The organism is Candidatus Polarisedimenticolaceae bacterium (assembly GCA_036376135.1).
GTDB lineage: Bacteria > Acidobacteriota > Polarisedimenticolia > Polarisedimenticolales > DASRJG01 > DASVAW01.
The window spans coordinates 21250-33520 of the sequence record DASVAW010000133.1; the positions used below are offsets into that span (position 1 = coordinate 21250).

General features: G+C 71.2%; 9 protein-coding genes. 3 read left to right on the forward strand and 6 right to left on the reverse strand.

The features are described 5' to 3' along the window. Positions 1-20: 20 nt before the first annotated feature. Positions 21-962 carry a rhomboid family intramembrane serine protease gene (locus VF139_13905; protein ID HEX6852487.1) on the reverse strand — a complete coding sequence of 314 codons (942 nt, stop codon included), beginning with the start codon at positions 960-962 and terminating at the stop codon, positions 21-23. Between the two features lie 50 nt (positions 963-1012). Between VF139_13905 and VF139_13910 the strand changes: the two genes are divergently transcribed. Beyond that, a complete protein-coding gene (locus VF139_13910) occupies positions 1013-2032 on the forward strand; it encodes a VWA domain-containing protein (protein ID HEX6852488.1) in 1020 nt (339 codons plus the stop codon). Here VF139_13910 and VF139_13915 read toward each other — a convergent pair. Both VF139_13915 and VF139_13920 read right to left on the reverse strand, forming a co-directional pair. After that, on the reverse strand, positions 2029-4401 hold the full coding sequence (locus VF139_13915) for a PQQ-dependent sugar dehydrogenase (protein ID HEX6852489.1): 2373 nt from the start codon (positions 4399-4401) through the stop codon (positions 2029-2031). The two genes, VF139_13910 and VF139_13915, sit on opposite strands and share 4 nt — an antisense overlap. Positions 4402-4445: 44 nt before the next feature. Beyond that, positions 4446-6242: a UbiD family decarboxylase gene (locus VF139_13920; GenBank protein ID HEX6852490.1), complete on the reverse strand. Its 1797-nt coding sequence runs from the start codon at positions 6240-6242 to the stop codon at positions 4446-4448. A 101-nt stretch (positions 6243-6343) separates the two neighbouring features. Here VF139_13920 and VF139_13925 point away from each other — a divergent pair, with 101 nt between their 5' ends. Beyond that, the gene (locus tag VF139_13925) at positions 6344-6853 is read left to right on the forward strand and encodes a hypothetical protein (protein ID HEX6852491.1); all 510 of its coding nucleotides are present in this window, start codon (positions 6344-6346) and stop codon (positions 6851-6853) included. An 88-nt stretch (positions 6854-6941) separates the two neighbouring features. Then, entirely contained in the window at positions 6942-7190 is a 249-nt protein-coding gene (locus tag VF139_13930) for a Kazal-type serine protease inhibitor (protein HEX6852492.1), read from the forward strand. Positions 7191-7267: 77 nt separating this feature from the next. Here the strand turns inward: VF139_13930 and VF139_13935 are convergent, their stop codons facing one another. The 3 genes from VF139_13935 to VF139_13945 all read right to left on the reverse strand — a co-directional run. Next, entirely contained in the window at positions 7268-8836 is a 1569-nt protein-coding gene (locus VF139_13935) for a tetratricopeptide repeat protein (protein ID HEX6852493.1), read from the reverse strand. A 102-nt stretch (positions 8837-8938) separates the two neighbouring features. Next, positions 8939-11467, reverse strand: coding sequence for an O-antigen ligase family protein (locus tag VF139_13940; GenBank protein HEX6852494.1), 2529 nt, complete (start codon positions 11465-11467; stop codon positions 8939-8941). Continuing rightward, positions 11454-12271: sigma-54 dependent transcriptional regulator (locus VF139_13945; protein HEX6852495.1), on the reverse strand; the 818-nt coding region annotated here is incomplete at its 5' end. The genes VF139_13945 and VF139_13940, both read right to left, overlap by 14 nt.

Sequence of the window (12271 nt, forward strand, 5' to 3'; positions counted from 1 at the left end):
GGCCTCCGGGAGAAAGGCCTTCAGGATAGCGGGGGAACCTCGCGACGCGCCGCCTCGGAGAGGGCGGCGCCCAGCGCCAGTCCCGCGGCGAGCCCTCCGAGATGGGCGGCGATGCTCACGTTCTTGCCGTCGGCGGTGGTCGGGGACAGCAGCGACGGGAGGACGAGCAGACCCACGCCCACCGTGCGCAGCAACGCCTTGGTCGTGGGCGGCTTGCGACGGGCGCGCCGGAGGGTCCTCGCGAGCCACGCGCCGAACAGCCCCGCGACCGCTCCCGACGAGCCGACGGTCACGGCGGCCGGCGTCGCCGCGAGGGCGGCGAGCCCCCCCGCGACCCCGGACACGACGTAGATCGCGAGCGTTCTGCCGTAACCGAGGGCGACGATGAGCGGCACCGCGAAGGCGAGCATCGACAGCGCGTTCCAGGCGACGTGTTCGACGTCGGCGTGCAGGACGAGGCTCGTGAGCAGCCGCCAGGGCTGCGTCGTGATCTCCGCGCGGGCGAGCGCACCGACCTCCACGAGGTGCGGGGTCGTGGGGTTCCGGCCCACCACCGCGAACAGGACGACGAAATGCGCGAGCACGAGGGCGATCGCGGCCTGGAGGGCGCCCCACGGCGGCGACTCGCGCTCCCGCCGCTCCTCCTCCGTGTCGGAGGTCTCGAACGGCTCGGGGGAGGCGGTGGCGTCGGGCTCGTCGTCGTCCGCCGTCCCGTCGCTCGCCTCGACCGCCGGGCCGCCCGTTGCCGCACGACCGGCCCGGTGACGGCGCAGCGCCGCGTCGACGACCGGCCTGGCCGCATCGACGCGGGACGCCGGCACCGTGAAGACGACCATCGGCGAGGGCTCGATCTGCAGCCCCGTGCGGCAGGGAATGCCGGCCGCGCGCAGGGCATCGTCCACCACCGGGATCAGGGCGGGTTTCTCGACGGCCAGCAGGAAGGTCCAGGGCTCTTCGGACATGAGGGGGGATTGTACGAGCACGATTCGCGCGTAGCATGCCGTCACGCATCATGAACGCCCCGCTGCTGCTCGCCGTGCTGCTCGCCGGCGCCGAGCCGCCCGCCGATCCGCTCCCGGCGGGAGGGTCCGAGACGGTGACGGTGCGCCTGCTCGTCGTGGACGCCCTGGTCCTCGACCGGCGGGACCGGACCGTCCCGGGCCTGACCGCCGCGGACTTCGAGCTGCGCCTGGACGGCAAGCGCGTGCCGATCGACACCTTCGACGCGGAGTGCACCGGCGAGGCCGTCGCCGATCCGGCGGCGACCGACCTCGCGTCGACCCCGCGGATCGCGGCCCTCCCGGAAGGGGAGCCGCGACGCGTCGTCCTGGTCTTCGACGAGCGACACCTGCAGGACTTCCGGACCGATCCCCCGTCGCCCCGCCGTGCGGGGGCGTACGAACAGGCCCGCCGGCTCGTCCGGGAACCCCTTCCTCCGGGTCTCGAGATCGCGGTCGCCGCCGTCGGCGACGGCGTGCGCTTCGAGGCGGACTTCACGACCGATCACCGTTCCCTCCTCGCCGCGGTCGATCGCCTCGAGGCGGACATGACGATCTTCGTCCGGGCGTGGGGGGTCAACGGCATCCAGGGCCTGACCGCGAAGTCCTGGCTCGCCGATCTCGGCGTCCTGCTCCGCCGCCTCGAGCCCCTTCGCGGACCGAAGAGCGTGGTCCTCTTCTCGGCGTACTCGCGCTCGGTACGGCCCACCGATCTCCAGATGCGCGAGCTCGCCGCAGCCGCCGGGGCGGCCCGGACGTCGTTCTACCCGGTCGATGCCGCGGGGCTCCTCGCCTCGACGCGGCCTTCGCGGCTGCGCGTGTTGTCGCGGCTGGCCGTCGACACCGGCGGGCGCGAAACGGTGAACACGAACGACCTGACGCTCGCCGCCGCCCGCGCGTCGAGGGACCTCGGCTGCCGGTACGCCCTCGGGACCTACGTTCGCGGCGCCGGTCGTCGTTCGGGGAGCATCGTGGTCGACGTCTTCCCGAAGGGTACCCGCGCGCTGCACCCCGCGGGCTACCGGCTGGACTAGGGTCGCCGGCCGAACTCCGCTGCCAGGATGGCGAGGTCGGCCCCGTCGACGCCGCAATCGCGGTCGAAGTCGACGTCCGGGTCGTAGGCGGACTGCTCGCACGCACTCGCGAACGCGCGGCCCAGGCGGGCGAGATCGCCCCCGTCCACGCGTCCCGAGAGATCGGCGTCCGCGAGGAACGCTCCCGCCTCGCACGCGTCGCCGCGCCCGTCGCCGTCGAAGTCCGCCTGCGACGCGTTCGGCGCGGCCGGACAGTTGTCGGTCAGGTCGACGACGCCGTCGCCGTCGGAGTCGACGCCCGAGCAGTTCGCCACGCAGCGGAAACTCGCGGTGTACGTCGTGTTCGCGGGGGGCGCCGCGATGACGTGATCGCGCGTGCCCCCGTCCGACCACGACACGAACTCCCACGTGACGCCGTTCGCCGACTGCGGCGACGGCGCGGTGAGCCGGCGCGTGAAGCCCACCACCGAGTGCTTCGACCACGGCGCGACCGCCGCGCTCTGGTCGATGGCGAGCTGCAACCCGCGCCCGGCGGGACTCGCGGCGACGGTGATCGTCGCGACGTTCGGAACGACGTCGACGAACGACGACGCATCGAGGACGCCGGCGGTGCCGAGAGGGGCCCCCGAGTCCCGGACGGCCATGTGGATCCTGTAGAAGACGTCCGTGGAGTCCTCGCCGTCCGTCGGGATCGTGAACGAGCCCGAGGCGACGCCGGACACCGGGCCGAGGAACGGGTGCGTGTGCGCGTCGTGGTGGAAGACGACGGTCCAGGTATACGCCGACGGCGGCAACGCGCCGTCTTCCGGATCCGTCGCTCCGCCCTGGTAGGCGATCGTGTCCCCCGCGTCGAAGCGCGTTCCGTTTGCGGGTGCCGCGATCGTCGGGACCGGCGGACGGTTGCCGACCACGATCCGCACGGCGTCCGACGTCGCGGACGAGTTGGGCTGGCCCCTCCCGTCGTCCACGGTGAGCGTCGCGTCGTAGACGCCGTTCGACGCGTAGGTGTGCCCCGGATCCGCGACGCCGGAGGTCCCACCGTCGCCGAAGTTCCAGGCGTAGGTCAGCGCGTCCCCGTCGGGATCGGACGAGTCCGAACCCGTGAACTGCACGTTCAGCGGGGCGAGGCCGGACGTCGGCGTCGCCGCGGCCGCCGCGGTCGGCCCGCCGTTCGTCGGCGTTCCCCAGCAGACCTCGCGCACACCCGCGCCGGTGATCCCCACCCAGACGAGGCAACCCGAGGGCGAGACGATGAGGTCGACCACGCCGGTCGCGTCGCCCATGAACAACTGCGGGTCCTGCAGCTTGCCGTCCGCCGCGATGGCGGCGTGCCGGATCCAGTCGGAGTCGTAATCGCCGAAGAAGTACCGCCCGCGGTACTCGGGGGGGAACGCCGTCGCGCGATAGACGGGTCCCCCGGTGACGGACTCGCCGACGACGGGCGTCTGGAAGTTGTGGCCGTAGGCGAAGATCGGCGCAACGGCCGCGACGGGCGGCGGGTCGCAGACCCGGAACGGAATCGGTCCTTCGAAACACGGATACCCGAAGTCGGCCCCGGGCACTCCGGCATCGATCTCCTCGTAGGTGGCTTCGCCCACGTCGCCGATGTACGGGATCCCCGTGGCGGAATCGACGGAGAAACGGAACGGATTCCTCAGACCCCAGGCCCAGATCTCCGGGCGCACGCCGGCCTGCCCGACGAACGGGTTGTCCGGCGGGATCGTCCCGTCGCGCCGGATGCGGAGCATCTTCCCCCGCAAGTCGGCCAGGTTGCGGGAGTGCGGCAGCGGGAACGCGTCGGAGTCGTTGTCGCCCATGGAGATGAGCAGCGTCTTGTCGGGGAGGAACCGAACCGTTCCTCCGTTGTGGTTGTTGGCGGAGAGCTCCGGCCCGACGAGGAGTTTCTGTTCGCCGCTCAGCGTCCCGCCGCTCTCTAGGAATCGGGAAACGGTGTTGAACCCTCCGGTGTCGGATCCCGGAAGGGCGCAGGTGCCGCTGCTGTCCACGTGTCGCGTGTAGTAGAGGTACACCCAGCGTTGCGGGCTCGTGGGGTGCGCGTAGTCCGGGTCGAAGGCGATGCCGAGCAGGCCGCGCTCGCCGCTGCCGTCGACGCAACTGAGGCTCAGCGCGATCGTCACCGCGCCCGTCGCCGGGTCCCGACGATAGACCCGGGCCGTCCCGCGGATGGAGCCGTCGCCCTGGTTCAGGATGAAGAGGGCGCCGGTTCCGGGCTCGTAGGCCACGGCGACCGGCGCCGGGACCTGGGACGTGGTGGCGAGGACCCGTTCCATGAAACCCGGCGGAGGCGTCCCGGCCCACGCCGACGTCAGCACGAAGGCGAGCGGCAGGAGAAAACGGGGACGCACCATGCCGGGAGTCTAACCCCGGTTCCGCCGACGAAGGCGGGGTGGATTCAGTCCAGGTGCGCCCGGGCCGAATCCCCCATCTCGACGCCCCCGGACGGGAAGTACTCGTTCCATCGCCGGCCCACGAGCTCCGCCGTCGGCGCGTCGCAGAAAAGCTCGTCGGGGAAGCCCGGCTTGAGGCGCGCGTCGATCACGACGGGGCCGCCGTAGGCGATGTGGTTGTGGTGGATCGTCTTCGAGGCGGCGTGGATGTCGGACCCCGGATTGAAGCGCGTGAACGTCGTCCAGAGGAAGTTCATCGGGGACGCCGCCGCACGCTCCGGGGTGTCGCTGACGACGACGAGCGGCCAGCCCGACAGCGAAGGGTGCGCCGCGAAGCGCGCGGCCGCGCCCGGCTCGGCCGCGTACGCCGGGCCGCCCACGACGAGGCATCCCCCGCAGAACACGCGCGGGTCCCGAAGGCCCGCCGGGAGCTCCGCCGCCGCGAAGTCGCGCGGAAGCTCGCGGACGGGATCGCCCAGCCCGAGCCAGACCCCTTTCGAGCCCTCGTTGACGACGGGGGTGTTGTAGTCGAGGGTGTCCATCGACACGTTCGCGAAGACGTAGAGGTCGGTCTCCGGGCGGGTGCGCGCGAGCACGTGCTCGAGGGTCGCCTTGAAGTCGCGCAGGTCGACCTTGCGGTCCACGACGAGCAGGAACTTCGTGAGCGACAGCTGCCCTTCGCCCAGGATCCGGAACGCCGACGCCATCGCCTCGCGGCGGTAGCGCTGCTTGACGACCGCCCCCGCCAGCGCGTGGTACCCCGTCTCGCCGTAGGACCAGAGATCCTCGACGGCGGGCATGACGAGCGGGAACAGCGGGGAGAGCAGCTCCTGCAGGAGATCGCCGATGAAGAAATCCTCCTGGCGCGGCTTGCCGACGACCGTGGCCGGGAAGATCGCGTCCCTCCGGTGGGCGAGATGGGAGATCTCGAAGACCGGATAGTCGTGCCGGAGCGAGTAGTACCCGTAGTGATCGCCGAACGGCCCCTCGGCCCGACGCACGCGGGGAGGGACGGACCCGACGAGCGCGAACTCCGCGTTCGCGATCAGGTCGTGCGCTCCCGGCCCCGGACACGTCGCGATCCGCTCGCCGGCGATCAACGAGGCGAGCATCGTCTCGGGCACGTTCTCCGGAAGGGGCGCGATCGCGGCGAGGATCAGCGCGGGAGGTCCGCCGAGGAACACCGTCACCGGGAGCGCTTCGCCGCGCGACTCGGCGACGGCGTGATGGAAGCCGCCCCCCTTTCCGATCTGCCAGTGCATGCCGGTCGTGCGGCGGTCGTGCACGTGCAGGCGGTACATCCCGAGGTTGGGCGCCCCGGAGTCGGGGTGGCGCGTGAATACGAGCGGCAGCGTGACGAACGGGCCGCCGTCCTTCTCCCACGTCGTCAGCACGGGAAGCCGCGAAAGATCGACGTCCGGGGTCACGACCTCGGTCACCGGCCCCGCGCCCCGCCGCTTCATCCCGATCCGCATCGCTTCGAGGAGGACGTCGCGCGCCCCCCAGAGCTTGCCGGCGGTGGGCGGGAGCAACGTCTCGGCGAGCTGCACGATCCGGCGGATGAGCCGCTGAGGGCGGCGACCGAAGGCCAGCTCCGCGCGCCGCGGGGTGCCGAAGAGGTTCGTGACGAGGGGGAAGGAAGCCCCCTTCACGTTCGTGAACAGCATCGCGGGACCGCCCGCGGCGATGACGCGCCGGTGGATCTCGGGCGCCTCGAGGCGGGCATCGACGGGGGCTTCCACGACGACGACGTCGCCGTCGCGGCGAAGCTGCTCGAGAAACGATCTCAGGTCGGTGAACAAGCGCCGGGATTATGCACGTCCGGTCCCGTTCGCCGCAGGGGCCCTTCTCCGGGCCCCTCCCGGGGGCGTAGGATCCGGGGGTTTCCCGCAAGGAGGTTCCCATGAAGCTCGCGATCGCGTTCGCCTCGCTCCTTCTCGGCGCGCCCGCCCCGGCCGGCGAGCACGAACATCCCGCCCCGTCGGCGACGAACCCCGCCTTCGAGCAGCTGAAGTCCCTGGCCGGAACCTGGACCGGCAAGGCGATCTCGGAGGACGGTCCCGGCTCGGACGCGAGCGTCGTGTTCAAGGTGGTCGCCGCCGGAAGCGCGGTGCACGAGACGATGTTCCCCGGCACGCCCCACGAGATGGTCAACCTCTACCACCTCGACGGGAGCGACGTCGTCGTGACCCACTATTGCGCCGGAGGGAACCAGCCCCGGATGAAGCTCGCGTCGGCGGACGGGAACGTCCTCGCCTTCAGGTTCGCCGGCGGCACGAACATCCCCAAGAAGGGGAGCTACATGCACGCGGTGACCCTCACCCTCGACGGCGGGAAGCTCGTCGAGTCCTGGGAGTCGGTCGACGGCGGCACACCCGTCGGGACGGCCCGGTTCGAGCTCACCCGGCGGTAGGGCTTCCTCCCGGAACGGCTCTTGTGGTATCAACTCGTGGCACGGTGCCGGGCAGGACGCCCGGCGCAACCCACAAAAGGGGGGTTTCATGAAGAAGCTCGCGATCCGGTTCGTTCTCGGTGCGTTCGTCCTCGGCGCGATCGCGGTCGGTACGACCGCCCTGGCCGGCAAGAGGCCGGGCGGCGGGGGCGGCGGCGACATCGTCTGCCTCGACGTCTGGGATCCCGTCGTCTGCGCGGACGGCGTGACCTACTCGAACCAGTGCTACGCCGACCGGGCCAAGGCCCCGAAGCCCTGTTACCCCGGCGACGGCGGCCCCGTCGAGGCCCGTCAGTAGTTCCCGCACGTCGGACGGCGCGTCCCGGCCGTGGGATCCCGGCCGGGGCGTGTCGTGGCGCGGCCGTAGCGGGGTCCTCAACGGCCGAGGCGCTGTTGGCCTCCGCGCAGAACCGAATCCAGGTCCTGCAGCGCGGACGGATCTTGCCGGGCCAGCGCCTGCCGCTGATCCTCGATGCAAGCCGTATCCCGCAGTGAAATGCACGCATACGCGAGGTTGAGCCGGACGCCGGTTGCGTCCGGATTCAACTCGAGAGATCTGCGGAACGCGATCACCGCGAGATCCGGACGCCCCAGGCGTCGGAGTGCGATCCCGGCGTCGTTGTGGTACGCGGCGTCGGCGGGCTCGAGTGTCACGGCCCGGTCGAATGCCGCGAGTGCCTCGTCGTAGCGCTGCTGTTTCAGCCTCACCTGACCACGCATGTCCCAGGCGAGCGCCGCCCCCGGCGCCTTCCGGACGAGATCCTCGGTCAGGACGTCGTCATTGGCCCACACCCCGGCGCGAACGAAGGACACGACGGCAAAGGCAACGACGACCGCGGATCCGACGGCGATCGTCTCGCGAGGCCGGCGCGCGACCCCCCACGAAAACGCCGCACCCGCCAGGATGCACAGACCCACGGACGGGAGGTACAGATACCGCTCCGCGATCACGACGGTCGTGTCCGAAGGCACCGCGAGCACGGGGAGCAGGAACAGCAGGAGGCACGGCGCCGCCAGCCAGGCAACGCGAACGCCCTTGTAACGGAAAGGCGTCAGATGGACTCCTGCGGCCAGCAGGCCGACGATCGCGGTCGTAACCGTGACATCCAGTTGGTCCCGCGTATAGAGCGCGTTGTGCGGCCAGGGCGCGGCGAGCAGCCGGCACATCCAGAGGAAGCCTCGTCCGGCCAAGCCCGGTTCGGCCAAGGCGAGCGGCGTCCAACCTTCACCAGCGCCGGTCCCCCCGACGGCCCAGGCGCGAAACGCCAGTACCGCCGCGAGACCCGGGAGCATGCACAACGCCACCAGGCCGGCTCGTCGCGCCCGATCGAGCGGACGCGCCGCCGATCGGGGCGACGATGCGAAGGACCACGTCATCACCAGAATCGGCAGAAGGACGACGACTTCCTTGGCCAGGCATCCCGCCGCGTACAGAACGACCGAACCACAAAGCCACGCGACGCGTCGAAACCCACTCACGGCGGATCCGGCGGCGTACCAGGCCAGCAGCGATCCGAACCCGAACACGGCACCCCAGAGATCGGTTCGAGCAGACACGAACGCCACCGATTCCACGTGAACGGGCAACACGGCGAAGAGCGCTGCGGCGGCCGCTCCCGCGACCGCATCCGAGAAGATCCGGCGCACGAGACCGAACACGAGAAGGCATGCCACCACGTGAAGGAGCAGGTTCGTGACGTGAAAGGGCCACGGCGCACGATCGGCAACGCGTGCGTCCGCGAGGAAGCTCAGGTTGACGATCGGCCGGTAGTAGACGGCGGCCACGTCCGGATCGGAGAGGAACGGCGCCTTCCAGACGCCGGTTACTCCGTCACGCGCGTAGGCGTCCTCGACTTGGGAGACCACGTAGTGGTCGTCCCAGACGAGATCGTGCGTCAGGGTTCGCGCGAATGGAACGATTCCCAGTGCGATGGGGAGTGCCATCATCGCAACTCGGAATCGCCTGGATTTCGCGCTCGGGAGCAAGGTCAGCCCTCCGGGTGACGGAGTATCCCGAGTTGCGGCTTCCGCGCACTTGACATCGGCTCATCGAGGCAACGACTCGAGAACGCGCCGAGCGGGCTCGAACCCAGGGTCCGCGAGCAGGATTGCTTCCAACGCCGTCCGACAGGAGGCCACTTCCCCCCAGTCGCAGTCCACCATGGCCAGGGCGAACGACGCCTCGGGGCCCTTCCCGGCAAGGCGCACGGCCGCAGCGGCGTAGTCCCCCGCCACCCGCCGAAGCGCCGCCGCCTCGTCGACCCGACCGCGAAGCCGTCGCGCCACCGCCGCGCGCATCAAAGTCCTGGAGGCGTCGAGCCTCACACGCACCGCGAGTTGCGCGTCGTGCGCCGCAACCGCCGCAAGTGCGACATCGGCGTCACCCGACCGATCCCGGATTCGACACAACGCGAGATAGTCCGCCGCGACGGCGCGCGCGTTCGGGGTCACGCGCAAGGACTCGCGGTAGGCCAGCAACGCCTCCTCCGCCTCCGTCTCCACGCCGAGGAATTCGTAGCGAATCCACCGGAGGCGAGCCTCCCCGGCCCACGCATAACCTTCCGCGGGATTCAGCTCCGTCGCTCGCCGGTATGCGGCGACGGAGCGGTCCATCCACGGCGACTCTTCCCCGGATCGGAGGAACACCGTGGCGAGCGCGGCCTGGTGGTCTCCCAGTGTCCTCCAGTAGCGGGGCTGGCCGGATCGCGTGCCGACGGCGTCCGCCTCGCGGGCGACGGCCACCAGGAGCCAACCGATCTCCCCGACTCGGTGGAGGAATTCGTCCTGTCCGACCGTGACGGGCCGTCCCCCGGGATTCGTGCGCAGCCACGTGCTGCCCGCGGATTCGAGGTGCCCGGCGAGCGAACGAATCTCTGCGTCCGACGAGAGGCGCAGCCGCGCGAGCTCGTCCATGAGCTCGGGGAGGTGCGCGGCGGCACCCCCGTCCCGAGTCGCCGCACGCGCCGACCTGCCGGCGGCCTCGACGGCACGCGCGTGACGGACGTCCGCCCCGATCCAGGTGCCGGCGACCCAGGCTGCGGCGAGCGGGCAGAGGACCGCCGCGATGGCCCACGCGGCGCGAAGGGGACGGCGGACCGGCGCTCGAGCTTGCGTCGTCGAGTCGGATCCGAGCGCGGACGCCGACCCCAGCAACGCCCACCACCATCCACGAAGCGGAGGCGTCGCGATCCCGAGCAGCAGGTAGACGAGGTAACCCGCCCCCGCCGCGAGTACGGCCACCGCGGCGGCGCGGTCGATCCCCTCGGCGCGTGCTGCCACAATGGCCGGCCACGCCCGACCTGCGAGGAGCGCCAGCCCGATCGCCGCGCCAACGAGGCCGAGCGTCGCCAGGACCTGCAGCATCTCGTTGTGCGCCGATTGCCCCACGCGATCGTCGACGGAGTCTTTGGATCGCCGGGTCGCGAGGTGAGCTGCATAACGCGTCATGTACATGTCGGCGCCCTGGCCTGTCAGCGGACGCTCCCTCCACATCGACGCCGCCGCCGACCAGAGGTCGAGCCGGGAATCGACGATCGCGGCCAGCGGACGGGACGCCGAGTCGACGAGGCGCGCCCCCCCGGCGGATCGTCCGGCGATCACCACGAGGACCAGCGCACCGACGATCGCCAACCCGATCGCTCGAACCCCCGGCGCGAGGCGCCCCCCCCGCGCCATCCGGAAGGTCAGGCCGACCGCGACGGCAGCCGCCGCGCCGAGCAGCGCGCCGCGGCTGCCGGTGTCGACGAGGGCCCGCACCGCGAGCGCGCTCACCCCGAAGAGCCATGCGCCCCGCGCCCCGCGGTCGCGGCCCCATCGTGCGAGCAGGAGGGAGGCCGTTCCACCGATCAGGAACGCGAACGGTCCGACAGCGGCGAGCGAGAGCTCCGCCGGCGGCGCCGCCCGCGAGATCGAGAGGACGGTCCACGTGACCAGCGCCGCCGACCCGACGCCGCAGAGGACGGCGACCTCGCGGCGCACACGCCGGGCGTCGCCGGAGAGCGCGAGCCCCCAGGCCAGAGGGATGACGAACGCGACGGCCGCACCCGCCGCCAGTGGGTTGGCCATGGCCGCCGAGAAACGCCCCTGGGAGCCGAACAGCGACAGGCGGGCGAGCGCGTCGATCCCCGCCGACTGGCAGGCGACGATCATCGCGGTCACGAGTGCCCCCGCCGTGAGCCCGAGCAGGAGGACTCGGACGTCCTCGCGCGACCTTACGTTCCAGCGAGCGACCAGGTACAGCGACACGCCGGTGACCTGCGCCAAGGCGCCGTCGAGGTGGTCGTATTCCCCCCAGAGACTCACCGCAGGGCTCCCCGACCACACGACGCTCGCGCAGGCCCATACCGCCCAGGCGATCGCAGCGACGTCGCTCCAGTGCAATCCGGGGCCAGCCTCCCCTCGCGCCATGCGCCAGAGCGTCAGACCGGCGAGCAAGCCCGTGCCGGCGACGAGCAGGGCGAACTGCGGGAGGAGGAACGGGTCGTAGGCGCGCGTCGCGAGCGTCAGCGGAAGCGCGGCGAGCAGGAGGGCGAGGAGGAGGACGATCGGGCGCCCCCCGCCCTCACGAGAGTCCATAGGTCTTCATCTTGTAACGCAGCGCGTCCCGGCTGATGCGCAGCAGCCGGGCCGCGCGCGTCTGGTTCCCGCCGGTACGCTCGAGCGCCTGGCGCACGAACTCGCGCTGCAGGTCGCGCAGCGACACCCCTTCCTCCGGAAGCACGAACAGCCCCGACGCCGACAGCGCCGCGCCGACCGCACCTTCCGCCGCCTCGTCGTCGCCTCCCTCCCAGCCCTGGACGATCTCCTCGGGAAGGTCGGTGACGTCGATCTCCTCCCGGTTCTCGAGGATCATCACGCGCTCGATCACGTTCTTGAGCTCGCGCACGTTCCCCGGCCAGTCGTAGCGGACGAGGCAGCTCATCGCCTCGGGGGTGACGCGCTGGGTGTTCTTGCGGAACTCGCGGTTGAAGACCTCGACGAAGTGGCCGACGAGCTCGGGGATGTCCTCCTTCCGCTCGCGCAGCGCCGGAAGGTAGATCGGGACGACCTTGAGGCGGTAGTAGAGGTCCTCGCGGAACGCCCCCGACTTCATCGCCTTCTCGAAGTCCTTGTTCGTCGCCGCGATGATGCGCACGTCCACGCGGAGGTCCATGTTGCCGCCGACCCGCTTGAACGCCTTCTCCTCGAGGAACCGGAGCATCTTCGACTGGAGGGTCATCCCCATGTCGCCGATCTCGTCGAGGAACACCGTCCCGCCGTTGGCCAGCTCGAGCAGCCCCTTCTTGAGCTGCTTCGCGTCCGTGAAGGCGCCGCGTTCGTGGCCGAAGAGCTCCGACTCGAGCAGCGTCTCGGGGAGCGCCGTGCAGGTGATGTTCATGA